17 protein-coding genes are annotated in these 20,308 nt (G+C 69.8%); 9 read left to right on the top strand and 8 right to left on the bottom strand.

Annotated features, from left to right (window positions below; all coding sequences use genetic code 11):
- Positions 1-3 precede the first annotated feature (3 nt).
- Together ACV7JO_RS16920 and ACV7JO_RS16915 are read right to left on the bottom strand one after the other, a co-directional pair.
- Positions 4-1,659, bottom strand: a complete 1,656-nt coding sequence (locus ACV7JO_RS16920) for an ABC transporter permease (protein ID WP_470355839.1) — start codon at positions 1,657-1,659, stop codon at positions 4-6.
- A gap of 1 nt (position 1,660) precedes the next feature.
- Positions 1,661-2,938 carry an extracellular solute-binding protein gene (locus ACV7JO_RS16915; RefSeq protein WP_470355838.1) on the bottom strand — a complete coding sequence of 426 codons (1,278 nt, stop codon included), beginning with the start codon at positions 2,936-2,938 and terminating at the stop codon, positions 1,661-1,663.
- Positions 2,939-3,097: 159 nt separating this feature from the next.
- On the opposite strand from ACV7JO_RS16915, the gene ACV7JO_RS16910 reads away from it, so the two are divergent.
- From ACV7JO_RS16910 to ACV7JO_RS16890, 5 genes are all read left to right on the top strand, one after another.
- Complete coding sequence (locus ACV7JO_RS16910; protein WP_470355837.1) at positions 3,098-3,973, top strand: glycosyltransferase family 2 protein; 876 nt, start codon at positions 3,098-3,100, stop codon at positions 3,971-3,973.
- Positions 3,974-4,101: 128 nt separating this feature from the next.
- Positions 4,102-6,969: an FtsX-like permease family protein gene (locus tag ACV7JO_RS16905; RefSeq protein WP_470355836.1), complete on the top strand. Its 2,868-nt coding sequence runs from the start codon at positions 4,102-4,104 to the stop codon at positions 6,967-6,969.
- Positions 6,966-8,591, top strand: a complete 1,626-nt coding sequence (locus ACV7JO_RS16900; protein ID WP_470355835.1) for a sodium/phosphate symporter — start codon at positions 6,966-6,968, stop codon at positions 8,589-8,591. The genes ACV7JO_RS16905 and ACV7JO_RS16900 overlap by 4 nt, the downstream gene beginning before the upstream one ends.
- Positions 8,588-9,262 carry an ABC transporter ATP-binding protein gene (locus tag ACV7JO_RS16895; protein WP_470355834.1) on the top strand — a complete coding sequence of 225 codons (675 nt, stop codon included), beginning with the start codon at positions 8,588-8,590 and terminating at the stop codon, positions 9,260-9,262. Before ACV7JO_RS16900 ends, ACV7JO_RS16895 begins: the two co-directional genes overlap by 4 nt.
- A gap of 88 nt (positions 9,263-9,350) precedes the next feature.
- Entirely contained in the window at positions 9,351-10,259 is a 909-nt protein-coding gene (locus ACV7JO_RS16890; RefSeq protein WP_470355833.1) for a DpnII family type II restriction endonuclease, read from the top strand.
- 32 nt (positions 10,260-10,291) lie between these two features.
- Here the strand turns inward: ACV7JO_RS16890 and ACV7JO_RS16885 are convergent, their stop codons facing one another.
- On the bottom strand, positions 10,292-11,212 hold the full coding sequence (locus ACV7JO_RS16885; protein WP_470355832.1) for a DNA adenine methylase: 921 nt from the start codon (positions 11,210-11,212) through the stop codon (positions 10,292-10,294).
- 107 nt (positions 11,213-11,319) lie between these two features.
- Here ACV7JO_RS16885 and ACV7JO_RS16880 point away from each other — a divergent pair, with 107 nt between their 5' ends.
- Positions 11,320-11,541 carry a transcriptional regulator gene (locus tag ACV7JO_RS16880; protein WP_470355831.1) on the top strand — a complete coding sequence of 74 codons (222 nt, stop codon included), beginning with the start codon at positions 11,320-11,322 and terminating at the stop codon, positions 11,539-11,541.
- Between the two features lie 15 nt (positions 11,542-11,556).
- On the opposite strand, the gene ACV7JO_RS16875 is transcribed toward ACV7JO_RS16880, so the two are convergent.
- Positions 11,557-12,750: an ArnT family glycosyltransferase gene (locus tag ACV7JO_RS16875; protein WP_470355830.1), complete on the bottom strand. Its 1,194-nt coding sequence runs from the start codon at positions 12,748-12,750 to the stop codon at positions 11,557-11,559.
- 154 nt (positions 12,751-12,904) lie between these two features.
- Between ACV7JO_RS16875 and ACV7JO_RS16870 the strand changes: the two genes are divergently transcribed.
- Entirely contained in the window at positions 12,905-13,933 is a 1,029-nt protein-coding gene (locus ACV7JO_RS16870) for a DUF1616 domain-containing protein (protein ID WP_470355829.1), read from the top strand.
- Positions 13,934-13,991: 58 nt separating this feature from the next.
- Here the strand turns inward: ACV7JO_RS16870 and ACV7JO_RS16865 are convergent, their stop codons facing one another.
- Entirely contained in the window at positions 13,992-15,461 is a 1,470-nt protein-coding gene (locus tag ACV7JO_RS16865; RefSeq protein ID WP_470355828.1) for an MATE family efflux transporter, read from the bottom strand.
- Positions 15,461-16,054, bottom strand: a complete 594-nt coding sequence (locus tag ACV7JO_RS16860; protein WP_470355827.1) for a TetR/AcrR family transcriptional regulator — start codon at positions 16,052-16,054, stop codon at positions 15,461-15,463. The genes ACV7JO_RS16865 and ACV7JO_RS16860 overlap by 1 nt, the downstream gene beginning before the upstream one ends.
- 179 nt (positions 16,055-16,233) lie before the next feature.
- Between ACV7JO_RS16860 and ACV7JO_RS16855 the strand changes: the two genes are divergently transcribed.
- A complete protein-coding gene (locus tag ACV7JO_RS16855) occupies positions 16,234-16,824 on the top strand; it encodes a TetR/AcrR family transcriptional regulator (RefSeq protein ID WP_470355826.1) in 591 nt (196 codons plus the stop codon).
- On the opposite strand, the gene ACV7JO_RS16850 is transcribed toward ACV7JO_RS16855, so the two are convergent.
- Both ACV7JO_RS16850 and ACV7JO_RS16845 read right to left on the bottom strand, forming a co-directional pair.
- Entirely contained in the window at positions 16,821-17,423 is a 603-nt protein-coding gene (locus ACV7JO_RS16850; protein ID WP_470355825.1) for a TetR/AcrR family transcriptional regulator, read from the bottom strand. The two genes, ACV7JO_RS16855 and ACV7JO_RS16850, sit on opposite strands and share 4 nt — an antisense overlap.
- Before the next feature lie 97 nt (positions 17,424-17,520).
- Positions 17,521-18,147: a TetR/AcrR family transcriptional regulator gene (locus ACV7JO_RS16845; protein WP_470355824.1), complete on the bottom strand. Its 627-nt coding sequence runs from the start codon at positions 18,145-18,147 to the stop codon at positions 17,521-17,523.
- Positions 18,148-18,358: 211 nt separating this feature from the next.
- Between ACV7JO_RS16845 and ACV7JO_RS16840 the strand changes: the two genes are divergently transcribed.
- Positions 18,359-20,290: a COG1361 S-layer family protein gene (locus tag ACV7JO_RS16840; protein ID WP_470355823.1), complete on the top strand. Its 1,932-nt coding sequence runs from the start codon at positions 18,359-18,361 to the stop codon at positions 20,288-20,290.
- Positions 20,291-20,308: the final 18 nt, after the last annotated feature.

The raw sequence follows: 20,308 nt of genomic DNA, 5'->3' as shown, positions 1-20,308 counted from the left end.
GTGTCAGTCCTCCTGTGAGAGTATCACGACCATCGACAGCCCCGAGACGACTATCAGCACGAGCGCCGGGACGGCGGCCGCACCGTAGTTCCCCGACTCGCGGATGTTCCAGAGGTAGGTGACCAGCGTCTCGAAGCCGGTGGGGTGCAACAGCAGCGTCGCCGGCAGTTCCTTCATCGTCGTCAGGAACACCAGCGCCGCGCCGGCCAACACGCCGGGGGCGATGAGCGGTAGCGTCACCTGCCGGAACGCTCCCAGCGGCGAACGCCCGAGCAGGCGGGCCGCCTCGGTGAGGTTCCGGTCGACGCGCCTGACCGACGACCGCGTCGCGCCGACCGCTTGGGGCAGGAAGCGGACCACGTACGCGAACACCAGCAGGGGCAGCGTCTGGTAGAGCGTGGGGAGGTACGCCGCCGCCGAGACCGTCGCGGCCAGCCCCTCGGCCGCGGACTCGTAGGAGACCGCGAAGAAGACCAGCGCCAGCGCGAGGACGATGCCCGGCATCGCGTAGCCGACGTAAGTCACCCGGTCGAACAGCTCCGAGAGCGCCGAGCGGCGGCGCGCGGCGAGGTACGCGACCGGCACCGCGAGCGCCCCGCAGACCACGGCCGCGCCCCCCGAGGCGACGACGGCGTTGGTCGCGTAGTCCCACTGGAACGTGAAGCCGGTCCGCGCGGCCTCGGTTGAGCCCCGGAGGAACCACGTGAGCAGGACGCCAAGCGGGACGACCAGACACAGGGTGACGACGGCCCCGCAAAAGGCCAGCGCCGGGACTTTCCAGACGCCGAGCGGCAGTTCGTCGCCGCCCTGTCTGTCGGCGCTCGCGCCGACGTACGCGCCCTGACTCCCGTCGCCGACGCGAGACTGGATAGCGAGGATGACTGCGGTGATGGCGAGCAACTGCAGGGAGAGCAGGGCGGCGGTCTCGCGGCCGAAGGCGTTGTACTCGACGTAGATGACCCGCGTGAACACGTCCAGTCGCATGAGCGAGGGCGTCCCGAAGTCCGAGAGGGCGTACAGCGCGACCAGCAGCGCGCCCGAGGCGATGCCCGGGAGCAACTGCGGGAGGGTCACGCGCCGGAAGGCCGCCCACCGCGAGACGCCGAGGGTCTGTGCGGCCTCGACGAGCCGTTGGTCGAACGACAGCAGCGACGCCCGCGTCGTGAGAAAGACGTAGGGGAAGGTGTACAGCGTGAGTATCAACAGCGTCCCCCAGAAGCCGTATATCGGCGGTATCGACTCGATGCCAAGCGGTGCGAGCAGGGCCGCGAGCTGGCCGCTCGGGCCGAACGCCGAGATGAACGTGAACGCGCCCAGATAGCTCGGGATGACCAGCGGGAGGGCGACGGCGATGGTCCAAAAGCGACGAAAGGGGAGGTCCGTCCGCACGGTGAGAAAGGCCAGCGGGACGCCGAGCAGGACCGACGCCCCGGTGACCGCGGCGACGAGCAGGAGGCTCGTCAGGAGGATCTCGGCCGTCGTCGGCCGCAGGAGAATCGAGCGGGCGTAGCCGATGTCGACCTGCAACACGCGCAGGAGAATCCACACCAGCGGCGAGAGTACCGCGGCGGCTATCGCGCCGCTCAGCAGCGTCAGTCCGGTCGACCGGCTGTCCGCGTCGTCCCGCCGGAGCGATTCGAGCCGGTCTACCACTGACATGTTACAGGACGCCGGTGTCGCGCATGAGCTGCAGGGTCGGTTCGAGGTCCGATAGCCGGGCAAGGTTGAGGTCCGGCGGGTTCAGTTCGTCTATCGTCGGGAGGTCCCCGATGGGCGGGACGCTGGGCTGGAGCGGGTACTCGTAGCCCCGCGTCGAGAGGAACTCCTGTGCCTCGATGCTGAGCAGGTGGTGGATGAAGTCGGCAGCCACCTCGCGGTTCTCGGTGCCACGGATGATTTCGGTCCCCGAGCAGTTGATGAGCGCCCCGGCGTCGCCCTGCGTGAAGGCGAGTTCGAGGGGCGCGTCGGGCCGCTCCTCGCGGACCAGCCGCGAGTAGTAGTGGTTCGAGAACCCGGCGCTGAGTTCGCCGCTGGCGACGGTGTTGGCGACGACGAACTCGTTGTCGTAGGTGCCGATGCCCTGCTCCTGCATGCCGTTGAGCCACTCCCGGGTCGCTTCCTCCCCGTTGAGCAGCCGCATGGAGGTCACGAACGACTGGAACGCCCCGTAGGTCGGGGCCCAGCCCATCGCGTTCTCGAAGCGGCTGTCCTCGGCGAAAGCCATTATGTCGTTCGGGATGTCCTCGGCCGCGAACTCGTTCGTGTTGAACGGGATGCTCCGGGCCCGGCCCATGATGCCGACCCACTGGTCGGTCGGGTGGAACGTGTCGGGGACCTCGGAGACGACGCGCTCGGGGAGGGGCAGGGTCGCGTCGTTCTCCGCGACGATGCCGATAGAGCCCGCGTCGATGGCCCAGAAGATGTCCGCCGGGCTCTGGCCGGCGGCCGTCTCCTCGATGATGGTGTTCGCGTGCTGTGAGGACGGCGCACGACGGATGTATACGGTGAAGTCCTGATACGTGTTTTGTATCCGCTGCATCAGGTTGGCGTAGAGGCCGCCCTCGCCGCCGCCGAGATACACCGTCAGGTCACCCCGGAGGTCGGGGAGGTCGAGCATCGAGATACCGGTGTACTCCGAGGGGCGGTCCTGAATCAGCGGCCCGGAACCGCGCCACTCCTCGATGTTGAACAGTTCGTCCTCGGAGTAGGTCTTCGGGCTCTGGGGCGTTCGCGTCCCGGCGTCGCCGGGGGTGGCTGTCGAGTCGCCGTCGCCGCTGCCGCCGTCGCTGCTGCCACCGATGCTGCCACAGCCCGCGAACGCCAGCATCCCGGCGGTCGCGCCGGTCGCCTTGATGAACGCTCGCCGTCCACGACCCGTATCGTGCCGACGCTCCGTCTGTCGGGGCCCGTCTGCCTCGTCGCACCCGTTTTCGGACATGGACTGGTGTTTTTTGGGGTGCCTAAAGTGTCTTTATATTCCCGCGCGCCGCCGTCGGCGAGGGCCGTGCCGTCCGTCGGCATCGACCGGCCTGACTGCGCGGCGCTGTCGGGGAAGCGACGTGCTTAAACCGAGCGCATCTCGACTCATACGGAGAGCGTGCAGACGAGCGTCGTCGTCCCGGTGTACAACGACCCGGAGGGGCTACAGACCACCGTCGACTCGCTGGTCGACCAGACCGCGACCGACTACGAGGTCGTCGTCGCGGACAACGGCTCGACCGACGAGACAGCGGCGGTGGCGCGCGACCTCGCGGCCCGCGAGCGCGTCCGCCGCGTCGCCGAGGACGAGATACAGTCCTCCTACGCCGCGCGCAACGCCGGCATCGAGGCCGCCGAGGGCGACGTCATCGCCTTCGTCGACGCCGACATGTGGGTCGAGGATGACTACGTGGCGTCGATTACCCGGGCGATGACCGAGCGCGAGCGCGACTACATGGGGTGTCACGTCGAACTCGTCGCCGACGGCGGCTCCGTCGCCCGCTACCGGCGCGCGACCGGCTTCCCCGTCGAGACGTACGTCCGGGAACACCGCTTCGCCCCGACCTGCTGTGTCGTCACCCGCCGGCGGGTGTTCGACGACGTGGGCCCTTTCGACCCGTGCCTGCGCTCGAACGGCGACTTGGAGTTCGGCCGCCGCGTCCACGAGGCCGGCTACGAACTCGTCTACGAACCCGACGTGACGCTGTATCACCCCGCCCGGTCGACGGTCCGGGAACTGGTCGCCCAGAACGTCCGCATCGGCCGCGGCCGCGAAGAGATACGGTCTCGCCACGGTGACCGCCTCGACGTGCGCCCGCTCCGGGACCCGCGCAACTACCTACCGGTCCATCCGCGGAACTTCCGCGACTCGGTCGCCGGCGGTTCCGGGTCGCCCGCCGAACTGCCCCTCTGGTACCTGCTCGCCTGCCTGTTGAAGTGGTCGCGGACGGCGGGCTACCTTCGAGAGCGCCGGTCGACGGCGACCGACGGCTGAGTGACCGCAGGCCCGTACGGGCGGCCAGCGGCGCGAGCCGGCGTCCCGAACCCGTACCGTTTTACATTTCGGTCGTCCTAAAACGCTCCAATGCCTACCGGCCGGCCGCGGCAACGCGCGGGAGAGCCATGAGCTACCGGAGCGCGCTCCTGACGCGGTGGTCCGCCCGGGACCGCCTCGCGGTCCTCGTCGTCGCGGTGACGGCCGCCTTCCTCGTCGGGGCGGTCGTCGTCCTGTTGGGCGTCTCCGCGCAGACGACCGCGATGGCCGGCGAACACGGGAGCGAGGTGGCGGTGACGGTCACCCAGACGCCGGACGCGGCCACGGACGGCGGGACGGTGTTCCCGCTCGCGGACGCGACCGTCGACGGCCAGCACCGGACGGTCGTCGGCGTCCCGCGGGGCGGCGCGTACAGCATCGGCGTCCCGGACGGCGTCGCGGGGTCCGACGCGAGTGGCTCGGTCACACTCGCCGGCGAGCGGACCACGCTGACCCGGCCGGCAGTCGACCGGTCCGGCGACGCGCCGTTCCCGGACGCGTGGCTGGTCACCGACGCCGCGACCGCCGCGGCGCTGGGTGCCGACCGCGGGCTGGTGTTCCGCGAGACGGCGACCGCGACCCCCTCGACTGGTGCGCCCCTGACCGGCGCACTGGCCTTCTTCGTCGTCGGGACGCGCCAGCTACTGGCCGTCCTCGGCGTCGTCTGTCTCGGCGTGGCAGCCCTCGTCGGCGTCGTCGTCTTCAGCGTCACGCGGATGACGGTCCGGGACCGGCGCTCGACGCTGGCGGTGTTGCGCGCCACGGGTGCGCCGGCGCGGCGGGTCCGGTGGTTGGTCGCCGCCCGCGCGGGCCTGCTGACGCTGGCCGGCGTCGCCATCGGCTACGGAGTCGGCGTCGTCGTGCCGAACGCGGCCGCTACCGCCGCCGTGACGGCGGGCCTCCCGGTCGCGCTCCCGCTCGACCTGACCGGCCGGACGGCGGCGCTGGTCGGGGCCGTCTGCCTCGCGCTCGTCGCCGTTGGAACGGTCGCCGGGGCGCTCGCGGCCCGGTCGGCCACCCGCGACGCGCCGCTGGACGACCCGACGGCCGACGCGTCCGCCGGCCGCTGGCCCGGCGGGCCGACCTTCCTCCCGGCCGGCGCGGCCGTGCCGACGACGGTGACGCTCACCGTCTTCGTCGCGTTCGTCCTCGTCGTCGCCGCGGTCGGCGGTATCGTCGGGACCGTCGGCGCGACCGGCGGGGACGGCGGGATGGTCGTCGCCCCGGACGCCGTCCACCCCGTCGACAGCCACGTCCCGGTCGCCTACGCCGACCAACTCCGGCGCTCGGGCGCGGCCGCCAGCCCCGAAATCCTGCTCTTTCTCGTCCGCGACGGCGAGCCGGTGCCGGCCCGCGGCGTCGACTTCGAGGCGTACCGCGCCGTGACCGACGCCCGACTGGTCGCCGGCAGAGCGCCGAACGCCACCGACGAGGCCGTCGTCGGCCGAGGGCTGGCGCGGACGCTCGGGCTCGAACCGGGGGACGAGATGGCTGTCGGGGGCAGCACGACGCCGGCGGTCGGCACCGTCGAGGTGGTGGGGACGTTCGCGGCCCGGGGCGCGAGCGACGACCACCTCCTCCTGTCCCTGCCGCTGGCTCGCCATCTGGAGGGCGTACCCGAGGAGAGCGCCAACGTCGTCCGCTTCGACGAGCGCCCCGGGACCGACGCGGGCGGGCGCGTCGTCGCGCTGGGAGTGGACGCGCCGCGACAGGTCGCCCGCGGCGAGTCGGTCCCCGTCTCGGTCCGGCTTCGGAACGTCGGCTCCGAGCGGGCGACCCGGACGGTCAGCGGGCGGTTCGGCGACCAGCGGAAAACGGCGCGGGTCGCCCTCGGTCCCGGCGAGCGCCGGACGGTCGAACTCCGGTTCGACGCGACCGAGGCGGGGACGACCGAGGCGCGCGTCGACGGCCTCTCGCGGCCGGTGCGTGTCCTCGCGCCGGAGACGCTCGCGCTCGCGCCGCTGCCCGAGCGCGGCCCGCCGAACGCGACGCTCCGGGTCGGCGTCGGGACCGTGGCCGGCGGGCGCGTGCCGAACGCGACCGTCGCGGTCGGAAACCGGACGACCCGCACCGACGGCGACGGCGAGGCGCGGGTGCAACTGCCGACAGCGCCCGGCGCGTACACGCTCCGCGTCGCGGCCGGCGACCGGACCGCGACCCGCTCGCTTCGGGTCGTCGCGGGCGCGACACGCCGGCCGGCCCTGCGGCTCGTGACGCCCAACCGGACCGGCATCTTCACCGCACCGACGGCCCGACTCCGGGTCGTGAACCCGTGGTCGAGGGCGCTTTCGCCGACCGTCCGGCTGGACGGCCCGGGCGTCGATAGCTCGCAGACGCTCGGGCTCCCGCCGGGGGCCGACCGGACGCTCGCGCGGCCGCTCGCCCGCCGACCGCCGGGAGCGTACACGGTCCGGGCCAGCGCCGGCGGGGCCGAGGCCGTCGGGCGGTACCGCGTGACCGGCGACGAGCGGCTGGCGAGCGCGGTCGCGTCCAGCGGCCGGACCGCCGGCGGGGGCACCGGCGGGCTGGTGTCGCGGGCCTTCGGCAACGTCTGGCTCGTGCTGGCGACGCTGGTGGGGCTGGGCACGCTGATGACCGTCGGAAGCACGGTCGCGGCCTTCGCCGACGCCGTGCAGGCCCGCCGCCGGGACATCGGCGTCCACCGGGCCGTCGGCGCGGGCCCGGGGCGGGTCGCCCGGCTGGTGGTCGGCGACGCCCTCCGAATCAGCGTCCCGGCCGTCGTCGGGAGCGTCGTCCTCGCCGGCCTCGCCCTCGGGGCGCTCTCGTGGGTCGGGGCGCTGACCGTCTTCGGCGTCCGCGTGACGCCCAGCGTCCCGCTCGCAGTGGTCGCGCCGCTGGCGGTCGGCGCGCTGGCGCTCTCGCTTGCCAGCGCCGGCGTCGTCGCGTGGCGCTACACCGCCGCGGAGCCGACGCGGCTGTTCGGGGGGGAGTCGTGAGCCCGCGCCGCTCGGAGTGGCTGCTCGTCGCCGCCGTCGTCGCGGTCGGCATCGCGGCCCGCCTGTCGTCGCTGGCGGTCTCGCCGCTCCCGTTCAACACCGACGGGTTCGTCTTCGCCAGCAGCGCCGAACGCGTCCTCGCGGCCGACGCCGTCGCGCTCACCGGGTCGGCCGCCCCCGCGCCCGACCAGTACCTGTTCACGACGCTGCTCTCGGTGGTCAGCGCGGTCGCGGGCGTCGAGCCGCTGTACATCGCCCAGCCGCTCGTGGCCGTCCTGTCGGTCGTCCCCGCCCTCGTCGCGGTGAGCTACGCGCTGTCGCTGACGGCCGAGCTACCGCGGCCCTACCGGCGTGGCGCGGCCGCGTTCGGGGGGCTGGCGCTCGCGCTCGACGGCCCCTACCTGTTCCGGACGATGTCGGTCAACGGCGAGGTGCTCGGGCTGGCCGTCCTCGCCTGTCTCGTCCTCGCGCTGGACCGGGCGCTCCGGACGGGTCGGCGGCGCTGGCTCGCCGCGTCGGTCGCCCTCTGCGTGCTCATGCCGGTCACCCACAACCTGAGCGCCTTCGTCGCCGGCCTCGTCGGGACGACGCTGGTCGCGCTGGGGGTCACGCGGCGGCTCTCGACCCGCCGGGCCGCCTACGGGGTCGCCGGCGTGTGTGGCTACTGGGCGCTGACCGCGGGCTACTACGCCGCCGTCGACCTGCCGAAAGCCGGGGCCGTCACCGCGTCGCTGGGCCTGTTTCTCGCGTGGCTCGTGCTGGTCGTCGCGCTCGCGCGCTGGCTCGACACCGCGTCCGCGACCGCACAGCGGACCGTCCCGCTGGCGGCCTTCGGCGTCGTACTGGCCGTCGTCGGCGTCAACGCCGTCGTCCCGGTCTTCCCCGGGACGGCGACCACGTCGCCGCTGCTCGTGGCCCTCACCGCGCCGCTTCTCGTTCCCCTCGTACTCGCGGCGACCGGCTTGCCGCGGCTGGCCTCGGCGCGCGGTCTCGGGCTGTTCGCGGCCGCGCTCGGCCCGCTGGCGGCGCTGGGGTTCGCGCTGACCGCCGGGCGGACGCCGGTCTATCTGGACCTGTTCGTCCGCGCCGGGACCTTCCTCCACCTCGGGCTGGTCGTCGCCGCGGCCGTCGCGCTCGCTCGGCTGGTCCACCGCCGGCCGGCGCTCGGCCGGGCCGCGGCGGCCCTCGCCGTCGTCGCCGTCCTCGTCTCCGCGCCGCTGCCGTTCGCGGGCCCGGCAGCCTACCCCTTCGAGCCGGTCACCGAGCGCGACGAGTTCGACGCCGCGACCTTCGCCGCCGAGCGCGTCGAAGGCGGGTGGACCACGGACGACCACCTCGCGCTCGTCGCCGACAACTACCGGACTGTGTCGGTCACCGACGCCGCGACAATCGCGTGGCTCCGCGACGACGGGCCGCCACCGGAGTGTCCCACGCTGGCGCGGCGGTCGTGGACGACGGTCGGCGCGCCGGCCGTCGCGGAACCGCTCCGCATATCACGCCCGGCCTACACGGAGTGGGTGATGACCGGCGACGTGGTGTACGCGGGCGGTGCCGACGCGCCGATAGTCCTGCGCTGGGCATCCGGCGACTGCGAGGAGACGGCGCTGGAGGCGGGCCGATGAGCGCGCCGTCGGGCGAGCCGGCGGTTCTCAGCGCCCGCGGCGTGACGCTGTCCCGCGGCGACAGGACCGTCCTCGACGGTCTCTCGGTGTCGGTCACCGCCGACGCCCGCACGCTGGTCCGGGGCGCGAGCGGGGCCGGAAAGTCGACGCTGTTCGAGGTGCTGGGCCTGCTCGCGACCCCGGACGCCGGGACGGTCGCAGTCGGCGGCACCGACGCCACCGGCCTCCCCGAACGCGAGCGGGCCGCCCTCCGCCGGGACCACCTCGGCTTCGTCTTTCAGGGGTTCCGACTCATCGACGACCTCACCGCCTACGAGAACGCGCGCGTCCCGCAGGAACACGCCGCCGACGTGGACGAGGCGTGGCTCGACACGCTGTTCGAGCGTCTCGACATCGCCGCTCTCGCCGACCGGCGGCCACCGACGCTGTCTGGCGGGGAGCGCCAGCGAGTCGCCGTCGCCCGCGCGCTGGCGAACCGACCCAGCGTCGTCCTCGCCGACGAGCCGACCGGCCAACTCGACCCGGCGACGACCGACGCCGTCATGGAGACGCTGTTCGCGGTCCGCGAGACGTTCGAGACGGCGCTCGTCGTCGTGAGTCACGACCCGCGGCTGGCCGAACGCTTCGACGACCGGTACACGCTGGCCGACGGGCAGCTTCGGGCGGAGTAGGTCGGCGGCGGTGAAACCGCTCGTTTACTTCGCGCCGTTCAAGTAGTATGTACTGGTAACCTTTCCGTTCCGTTCTTGTGTTGTCACTGTGCCGATTCGTCAACGGCGTCCCCCTACAGACGAGTTCGTCGAAGAGTTTCAGGAGACGATAGTCCCGTCCGCAATCCCGTCCGAGGAGTTCATCGACTGGGACGGTATCGAAGACGAGATCGCAAACTACGAAGTGCAGATCGACGCGATTCTGGATCTACAGGGTGTCTCCGAGGAAGAGTTCGTCAGTGGATTGGCCGACGCCCTGATGTCCGCCGAGGATACGCGCAAGTGGATCGATTTCTACTTCGAACTTCTGGGGGAACGGGGGAACAAGTACAGCGCGCTCGAAGGGGTCTGGAAGTTCTACGACATCCAACGAGCGATCGATTCCGGAGACGACGAAGCCGCCCGTGACCTTGCGGGAATCCTCCAGGAGACCGGCCTCCAGTATGTCGTGGATAGTGCCGATGTACGCGATCACTTTCGGGGCATGCTCGTTGGGATGGAATCCCACGCCCGAAAGAACCGACAGGGAGAGTGCTTTGAGGGTCTAGTCGGCGAGCAGATCGCGGAGATCGTCGCTACGCTCGACGCGGCCGGGTTTTCGGTCGAGATGGACGACGAGTACACGACCGAGTACAACGACGAGTCGGGGCAGAAGAAAACCGTCGACTTCGCGTTGTTCGAGGAAGGCGACCTTCGACTCGTAGTCGAAGCAAACGCCTACAAGGTCGGCGGCAGCAAACCCTCGGAGATACGGCGGTCCTATAATCACGTCGCCGAGCGGATGCGGAACGACGACGTGGCCTTCGTCTGGATTACGGACGGGCAGGGATGGGAGAAATCCCTGACGAACGTCCTTCGGCAGAGTTACACGGATATAACCGACCTCTACAACCTCCATCAGGCGGAAACCGAGCTACCGGGCGATGTCGAACGGTTCTTCGAGACAAAAGAGGTGTAGCGACGACGTTCCCCGCGTCCGGTTACCGTAGCTTAGAAATCAGCGAGTCCCTGTTGGCCCACCTGCCGCCGCTTTTCCGGCGGGACGTTCGTAGCGATGATCTCGTCAACCTCGTCACGGTTTTCGGCGTCGCTATTTATCACCCGAGTAGCACCCTCCAATTCAACGTGGAACCCCGCTTCGTCGTACATCTCGTACATCACGCCGCTGTTGCTCAGAATTACGTTCACCCCCATCTCATCGAGTTCTCGTGCGAACTCCAACAGCCGCTTCTGGTCGTCCTTGTCGAAGCCTTCCGCCGCGTAGTCGGTGAAGTAAGCCGTCGTACTCATCGGTTCATACGGCGGGTCGAAGTACACTAGGTCGTCCTCTGACACCACATCGCGCACACACTCGAAGTCCGCGTTGTGGATTTCCGTGCCATTTAATATCCGGCTCGCCTCCCGAATCTCCGCCGCACGCACCCAATCGGGGTCGCTGTAGCGTCCGATAGGGACGTTGAACCCACCGCTGCTGTTCTCCCGATAGAGCCCGTTGTAACACGTTCGATTGAGATAGCAGAGGCGGGCGGCTTCTTCGAGTTCGTCGTATTCGTCTCCGTAGGGTCGGTTGTTGAATAGCTCTCGTTGCTGGTAGTAGTAGTTCTTTATGTCCTTTTCTTTTCGGTTGGTTTCGGAGAAACGCAGACTCGGGTCCGGGTCGGCTTCGGGGTCGTCGAACGTTCGAAGTCGCGCTATGAGGTCCTCCGGTCGGTCACGGACCTGCTCGTAGAAGTTGATTAGTCGTGGATTCGTATCGTTGATGGTTCCGTCTTCCGGTTCGAGGTCGAAAAACAACGCCCCTCCTCCGAAGAACGGCTCGTGGAAGCTGGCATAGGAGGATGGAAAGCGGTCATATAGCTCGTCGAGAAGTTGGCGTTTGCCGCCGGCCCACTTCAGAATCGGACTGGCCATCTTGTTAGCAGTTGTTGTAGCTTCGTATTTAAACGTTCACCGTTCAATTCAGATTGAATGGTCTTGGGTTCTGCACGCTTAAGCCGACCCCTTCGTAATCGAACGCTGTGACCGCCGACCGAGACGAGGAGTCAGGGCAGTTCACCGAGCAGTATCCTCGGGAGGCGTTTTTGCGCGCGGTCGACGGGATCGAAAACGCGACAACGTCGAAAGTGGCCGAAGAAGTCGGCTGTTCGTACGATTTAGCCTACCGACGGCTCACAATGTTGGAAGACGAAGACGCACTCGACCACACGGAGATCGGATCCTCGTTCGTGTGGTTCCGGTAGTTCGATATCCGGACCTCAATAGGTCAGGTACCGCAGGAACGCCGTCAGCGTCACCAGCACGCCGCCGCCGGCGTACACCGGGTACGGGACGCCGGGGTAGCCGGTCCGGGCCCGGAGGTAGTCGCCGGCGACCCGCACCGCGCGGTCGGCGGCGTATCCCGAGAGGACCGCGGCGGGAACCACGGCCGCCATCACGTAGTGAATCCACGTCGCGGCGGTGGCGACCGAAAACAGCGCGACCGGGAAGAGGAGCCACCAGCAGAGAAAGCGGGCCGCCCGTCGCTCGTCGGCGTCGGCGGCGTCGAACAGGACCAGCGCGCCGCCCAACAGCGTCGGGAGGAAGAACGGTCCCAGATAGGCCGGGAACTGCTGGACGTAGAAGGGGTTGAACGGCCCGACCGTCTCCGTCGGGCCGCCGTGGAGCGGTTCCGTGCCGGTGCCGAACCGGCCGAAGACCTGCTCGGTCAGCATCTGGTGGACGTACGTCGCGGGGTACGAGAGGTAGGCAAAGAGGTTCCACGGGAGCGCGACCGCCAGCCCCGCGGCGACGCCCCGGGCGAGGGCGGCGACGGAGTGGCGCGAGGGCAAGGTGACCAGCACCGGGAGGGCGACGAGGAGGTAGACGCCGGCCGCGACCTGCTTCGACAGCACGGCCAGTCCGCCGGCGACGCCGGCGTAGACGAGGTAGCGGGCGTCGGTGCGGGAGCGCCAGACCCACCAGACGAACAGCGTGCCAAACAGCGTCAGGAAGATGTCCGTCGTCGCCGTCCGGCCCCCGTTCCCGTACCAGAAGACGGCGGGCATCGTCAGGAACACCAGCGCCGACGCGAAGCCGGTGCGGGTGCCATAGAGGCGCGTTCCGACGCGGTAGACGACCACGGCGCAGGCCAGCGACGCCAGCACCGAGGGCAGGCGGACGGCGAACGTCGTGGCCCCGAGGGCCTCGACGCTGACCGCCTGCAGCCAGAACACGAGCGGCGGCTTCTCCAGAAAGACCGTCCCCGCGATGATGTCCGCGTCCCCGGTGTAGTGGGGAATCAGCCAGTGGCCGGCGACGGCCATCTCCCGCGCGATGTCGAAGTAGATTCGCTCGTCGAGGCTCGTCCCCGCCGCCCCCAGCCCCGGCAGGTAGCCGGCGGCACCGACCACGAGAATCGTGACGACCTCCACGTACTCGTGCAACGCCTCGACGCGGGGCGACTCGACCATACCCGAACGCGGAGACGGACCGCCCTAAAGCGTCCGGTCTGGGGCCGCCGAGGGGTCCAGTAGCCGGAGTCGTCGAGGCAGTCGGCGACTCCTACGGCCAGCGGTTCCCGCGGAGCGGAACTGATTTGCCCGCCGGTCGACACCGGGCGAACGAATGAGCGCGCGCTCGCTACGCAGGGCGATACGGCGGTCGCCGGCGGACCTCGCGGCGGTCGCGGCGCTGACGGCGGCGGCGGACCTGCTGGCTCTCGCGCCGGTCCTGCGCGAGACGCCGGTCCGCCCCGTCGTCGCGCTGGCGTTCGTCCTGTTCGCGCCGGGCTACGCGGTCGTCGCCGCGGCGTTCCCGGAACCGGCCCGGAGCGGCGACGAGGGTGGGGACGGTCCCGATGGCGACCCAGCGGGCATCACCGGTCCCGAACGGCTCGCGTTCTCGGTCGTCGCCAGCGCCGTCGTCGCGGCGGCCGTCGGTATCGGGCTGACGGTCGCGGGCGTCGGCGTCCGGACGCTCTCGGTCGTCACCGCGCTGACGCTCGTGACCGCCATCGGGGCGGCAGTGGCGGTCGTTCGCCGCCGTCGGCGTCCCGCGGACGCCCGCTTCACGGTGTCGCTTCCGGCGTCGCTCCGACGCGCGGTCGCCGGCGAGTTCGGCCCCGAGCGGGGCGACGCCGTGGTCGGCGGCGTCCTCGTCGCGGCGGTCGTGCTGGCCGTCGCAGGCGTCAGCGTCGCGGCCGTCGCCCCTGCGGACGGGTACAGCGAACTGTACCTGCTGACCGACGACGGCTCCGACGACGCAGTGGCCGGGGACTACCCGGAGGCGGCGACCGTCGGCGGGTCGGCGAACCTCACCGTCGGCGTGCGGAACCGCGAGCGTGCGGCGACTGACTACACGGTCGTCGTCCAACTCCAGCGCGTTACCGGCGCGAACGCCACGGGACGGCGCGTGACCGACGACGGCGCGGGCGCGGCCGGTCCGGTCACCGTCGGGGAGCGCGTCGAACTGCGACGGTTCTCGACCGCCCTCGCCGCCGGCGAGACGTGGCAGCGCCCCCACTCGGTGACGTTCCCGCTGGCCGGCGAGCGAGTCCGTCTGGCCTACCTGCTGTACGTCGACGGCGTCCCGAGCGAGCCGACGACGCGGAACGCCTACCGCGAGGTCCACCTGTGGCTCACCGTCTCGGCGTGAGAGGGGCACTGCGGGGGGCTCGCAGGAGTGCCCCGGCCGACGCGACACCGACCGCCGCTCAGTCGCTTCCCCCGGCCGGGTCGACGCCGGTCTCGCCGAGGTCGACCTCGGCGTCCGTGACGCTGCCGTCGCGCCACGTGCCCCGCCGGTACCAGAGGTAAGCGATGGCTGCACCGACGACGTTCGAGACTGCAAACGACAGCCAGACGCCCCTCTCGCCCAGCGGGCCGGCTGCGACCCACGCGATGGGGAAGCGGACGACGCCGAGCATCAGCACCGAGATGGCCGCGGCGGTGAGCGTCTCGCCCGCGCCGCGGAAACTCCCGGTGTAGGCCCGCATGATGCCGATGAACCCGAACGTCAGCGCGACGTAGCGGAGGAACTGAGCGGCCACGTCGACCACGGCCGGGTCCGTCGTGAACAGGTCGGCTATCGGTGCCGCGGCGACCCAGACGAGGACGCCGGCGGCGGTCAGCGCGGCGAAGAGGAACCGCGCCGCCAGCCCGGTCGCTCGCCGTGCGCGGTCCGGTTTGTCGGCCCCGACGTTCTGCCCGGTCATCGTCTCGACCCCGCGAGCGACAGCGACGGCCGGCAGGAAGACGACCGAGAACACGCGCGTCCCGATGCCGTAGCCCGCCACGACCGTATCCGGAAACAGGGCGACGATGACGAGCAGGAGGTTCATCGACAGCGCGCGGCCCGTCCCCTCGACGGAGGCCGGCAGACCGATGCGGACGAGCCGCCGCAGGTACGACAGGTCCGGGACCATGTCACGGAGGCGAATCCTGACGCCACGGTCGCTCCGGAACATGACCGCGAGCCCCACCGCGAGGGCGAGACCGCGCGAGAAGACGGTCGCTATCGCCGCCCCCTCGATGCCGAGTTCGGGGAACGCGACCGTCCCGACGAGCGGGGCGTTCTCGACGACCGTCCACCCGAAGATGAGAAACGGGTCGATGAGGATGTTGAGGACGACCGAGCCGAACATTATCAGCATCGGCGTAATCGTGTCGCCGTAGCCCCGCATGAGCGCGACGAAGACGAAGAAACCGAACATGAACGGGAGGCCGAGCGAGATGACCTCCATGTACCGCGACGCCATCGGCAGCACGTCGGCCGACGCGCCGACGAGACCGAGGAAGAAGTCGACGCCGAGGTAGCCGACGACGCCCAACGCGACGGACGCGGCGAGGGCGAACGTCATCGTCTGGGAGGCGGCGTACTCGGCCTCGCGTTCCTCGTCCGCCCCGGTGAACTGGGCGACGAGGACGCTGCCAGCCACGGAGAGCCCCATCCCCAGCGAGATGAGGAGGAAGACGAGCGGGAACGCGAAGGAGATGGCCGCCAGCGCGTCCGTGCTGTACTGGCCGAGCCAGAACGTGTCCGCGAGGTTGTAGGCCGTCTGAAACAGGTTCGTGACGACGATCGGCAGCGACAGGAAAAACAGCGGCGTGGCGATGTCGCCCGACGTGAGGTCGAACTCCTCGGGACCCCTGAACAGCGCGCCGATGCGGCTCCGCAGGCCCATCAGTGCGCCACCTCCGCGGCCCCGTCGACGAGATGGGCCTCGGCGTAACGCGTGACCGTCTCGTGGAGCAGCGCGGACGAGCGGTCGGTGGCAATCGGCCGCAGGTGCGCGCCGACGGCGGCCGTCACGAAGAACTCGGCCGCAGTCGCCGGGTCGACGCGGTCGTCGAACTGGCCCGCGTCGACGCCGGCCGCGACGACCTCGCGGATCTGCTCGAACAGCGCCGCGTCGAAGGCGGCGAGCCTGTCGCGGACGGCGCTGTCGTGGGGCGCGCGGGCTGTCATCTCCAGCATCGCCAGCCCGAACTCCTCGGCCGACGGCGCGTCGGACTCCTCGCCGAGAGTCACGTCGAGGAGCGCGAAGAGCCGGTCTCGGGGCGACTCGCCCTCGACGGCCGCGAGCCGCGCGGCGTAGCGGTCACAGAGGTACTCCAGAAACTCCGCGAAGAGGTTCGCCTTGCTGTCGTAGTGGATAGTCGCCGCGCTCCGGTCGGACTCGGCGGCGATGTCCGCGACGGTGCAGTCGGCGTAGCCGTGCTGGCAGAGCGCCCGGCGGGTCGCCTCCAGAATGTCGGTCGTCGGGTCGTCGTTCATAGCGGTCGTAAGCGAACTTACTGACCAGTTAGTCAAAAGCCTTTGGCCAGTGCGAAAGTATGGTAAAACGGCCTTTAGAGGGGCCCAATGCGGGGGTGAAAGATTACTGAATGGTAGATTAACTTCGTGTGACGGGTGTGGCAAAACCGTTATCTAACCGTAGCCGGAAGTGGGATGCGATGGTCGAGCCACCGGACCGGGACTTCTCGGAGCCAAACGAGGAGATAATGCGAGCGACCTACCGGGCGCTCCGCGACCACGGGTACGCCGACCTCACGGTGAAGCGAATCGCCGAGGAGTACGGCAAATCGACCGCGGCGGTCCACTACTACTACGACACGAAAGACGACCTCCTCGTGGCCTTCCTCGATTACCTCCTCGAACGGTTCGTCGACGCGATACACGACGTGGAGACGACCGACCCGGAGCGGCGGCTCGACCTCCTGCTCGACGAACTCCTCGCCGCGCCCGCCGAACGCCCGGACCTGCTGGTGGCGCTGCTGGAGATGCGGGGCCAGACGCCGTACAAGGACGGATTCCGGGACCGGTTCCAGCAAAACGACGAGTACATCCGCTACATGCTCAAGGCGGTCATCAACCACGGCATCGACGAGGGCGTCTTCGACGACGTGGACGCCGACCACGCGGCCCGAGCCCTGATGACGATAGTCGACGGTGCCCGGACGCGCGCGGTCGTCCTGGACGAGACGGCGGCCCTCGAAACGGCCAGACGGACCGCCGAGGAGTACGTCGACGCCACGCTGCGCTAGTCCTCGACGAGGAGGCAGCGCTCGACGTAGCGCCGGAACTCCGCTTTCGAGTCCTGCAGTTCGGACTCCTCGCAGGTGAGCCGCTCGGCTTGGATGCCGATGATGACCGTCTGGAACAGCGCGGCCGACTGCGAGGGGTCGGGAACGTCGAGGACGCCCTGTTCGACCCCCTCCCGGATGACGCGGGCGATCTGTTTCCGGATGAACTCGTCGCTGCGGCGGAACAGTTCGTGGTAGTCGTCGTCGTGGGCGGCCTGCGCGCGCAACTCGACGACGGATTGGGAGAACCGGTCGACGGGGGACTCGGTGTCGCCGAACATCTGGTCGACGATGTCTGTCACGTACGCCTCGGGGGATTCGTTGGGCAGCGGGACCTGATTCTCCAGTTGCTCCAGCAGGTACTCGAGGAGGTCGACGAGGAGTTCGTCCTTGTCGTCGTAGTGGTGGTAAATCAGCGATTGGCTCTTCTCGAACTGGTCGCCTATCTTCGAAATCGTGAGGTCAGCGTAGCCGTGTTCACAGAGCGCGTCGAACGTGGCCTCCAGAATCTCCTCCCGGGTGTTTCTGGGTTCTTCGAAGAACGTTACGTGGTCGGTCATGCTGCCTGCCCCACCTTTCTGGTCACCCGCGTATTACTCTTGCCGTCGCCTCGGCGGCCCGGGTCGAGGCCGCGCTGTACGCGCCGGACCGCCGGCGTCATCGGTCCCACGGACGGCGGCCGAGGGCCTCGGCCACGCGGTCGAGGCGGTCGCGCTCCCGGTCGAGGCCGCCGTCCCGTTCGAGAGTGACCCGACGGTAGACGAGGCCGTCGAGCCACGTGACGATGTCGCGGGCGCGGCGCTGGGGGTCGACCGCGTCGAACTCGCCCCGTTCGACGCCGTCTTCGAGGAGTGCCGCCAGCCGTCGACGGAACTGCGCGTCGACCCGCGTGAGCCGAGACCGGAACGCCTCGTCCTGAATCGCCCGCGTGCGCAGTTGCACGTACGTCGCCAGCACGTCGTCGTGTCGAGCGCACGCGCCCTCGCCCGCGCTACCCAGAAAGGCGATTTCGAGGAGTTCACGGAGCGAGTCCGCCGACGGAGCGTCGGCCTCGGCGTCGGAGACGCGGTCGAACCGTCCGAGGACGAACTCGAGAAAGGCGAGCAGTAGCTCGTCTTTGTCGTCGTAGTGGTGGTACAGCGTCGACTTGGTGAACCCCGAACAGTCCGCGATTCGCTGTATCGTCAGGCCCGAGTAGCCGTGGTCGCGCATCGTGTCGAAGGTCGCCCGCATGATGGCCTCCCGGGTGTCGGCCGGTTCCCCATCGAACGGTGTCTCGTGCATCCTCATAGAATATTCAATCAGTATTTAAATAGATTCCTCTGAGATGGGTTTCCGGAAGGCCTATGTTAACTGAACGTTCATTCAGCACCGAGAGATAGATGAGACGGACGCACGTTCGAACCCCAGACGGAGCGGTAGACGACGGCGTAACGGCACGGTTTCGGCCTGTTGGGGGCCGTCCGGCCGCCGACACGACGACGGAGCGACGCGGATGAACCGGAGACGCGGGGCCGCGCTCGCGGTGGCGCTGGCCGGCCTGCTCGCCACCGCCGGCGTCGCCACCGCCGCCGTGAGCGGCAGTCCGGAGTTCGACGCGACGGTCAACGACAACAACGTCGTCCCGGGCGAGGAGACCACCCTCGACGTGGTCCTGCTCAACAGCGGCGACATCGACACGGGGTCCCCGACGAACCCGAGCCTGAACAGTGAAGTCACGACCGCTCGCGGCTTGACGGTCGGTCTCGGGTCCGGCGGCGCGCCCATCACCGTCACCACGAACCGGAAGGCGCTCGGGACCTTCCCCGAAGGCGCGTCCAGCCCCCTCTCGTTCGAGGTCAGTGTCGACGAGGACGCGGACACGGGCTCGTACCGCGTTCCGGTTCGACTGGACTACAAGTACACGAGCCTCATCGCCGAGCAGAGCGGTACGCGCGACGAGTCGAGCGTCTCCGAGACGGCGTACGTCACCGTCCGCGTCAGCGACCGAGCGACCTTCGAGGTGACTGACGTGGAGTCGAACGCCCGCGTCGGGTCGACCGGGACGGTGGCGGTCACCGTCGAGAACACCGGAACCGAGCGGGCACGCGACGCCAGCGTCTCGCTCGAAGCGTCAAACGCCGACCTGACGGTCGGCGGGTCGACGGCCAGTTCGCGGTTCGTCGAGAACTGGAGCGTCGGCGAACAGCGGACGCTGCGGTACCGCGTGGGCGCGTCGGCCGACGCCGAGCCCGACCCCTACCAGTTCGGGCTGTCCGTCGACTTCGAGGACGAGAACGGCGTCGCCAGAACGTCGCCGACGAAGGCCGTCGGCATCGCGCCGGCCCCGGAACAGACGTTCTCGGTCCGGAACACGAGCAGCGCCGTCGCCGTCGGTAACACCGGCACCTACGAGGTGGCGCTTCGAAACGACGGCCCCGTCGCGGTCGACGACGCCTCGGTCACGGTCACGTCCCAGAACGCCGACGTGACCTTCGGCGGGTCGTCCTCGACGACGCAGTACGTCGGGTCGTGGGAACCCGGTGCGGTCCGGACCGTCCGCGTCGACGCGACCGCCGGGCCCGACGCCGAGAGCCGGAGCTACGCGCTCTCGGCCGGCGTCCAGTACGACGACCCCGAGGGCGACGCGGGCGTCGACGACGGACTGGCGCTGAGCATCCACCCCGCCCCGGAACAGACCTTCGACGTCTCGTCGGTCCAGTCGTCGCTGCAGGCCGGCGAGGACGGGTCGCTGGAGGCGACACTCACGAACACCGGCTCCCGCGACGTGGAGAACGTCGTCGTCGCGTGGCAGAGCGAGCAGACGACGCTCTCGGCACAGGAGTCCCAGTACGCCGTCGGCAACCTCGACGCCGGCGAGTCGGCCACGTTCACCTTCGGAGTCGACGTCTCCGAGAGTGCCGACGCGGGGCCGCGGCAGTTCGACTTCGGCGTGAGCTACCGCGACGACGGCGGCGACCGCATCGCCGCCGACACGCTGGAGGTCCGCGCGCCCGTCGACGCCAGCCGCGACGAGTTCGACGTGTCGATAGCCAACGAGACTATCGTCGCCGGTCAGACCCGGACCGTCGTGTTCACGGTTACGAACGCCGGCGACCGGACGCTGACCGGTATCGAGGGGCAGACGTTCCTCGACGACCCGCTCAGCAGCGGCGACGACGGGACGTTCATGGCCGAACTGGAGCCCGGCGAGTCCGAGACGGTGGCGATAGAGCTCACGGCCGCCAGCGGCGCGCTCCGGAAGACCTACCCGGTCAATCTGGACTTCCAGTACGAGACGCCCGACGGCGAGACGCGGGTCTCGGACACGTACAGCCTCCCGATAGACGTGGAACAGCCCTCCGGCGGCGGCCCGCCGCTCGTCCTCATCGGCGGTATCCTCGCCGTCGTCTGCGTCGCCGCCGGCGTCTGGTACACCCGCCAGTGAGCCGACACCCTCAGACAC

The sequence above is a fragment of the Haloarcula sp. MBLA0138 genome (assembly GCF_055632455.1).
The sequence above is the reverse complement of the archived record's forward strand: the minus strand, read 5'-3'. Positions and strand labels throughout refer to the sequence as shown.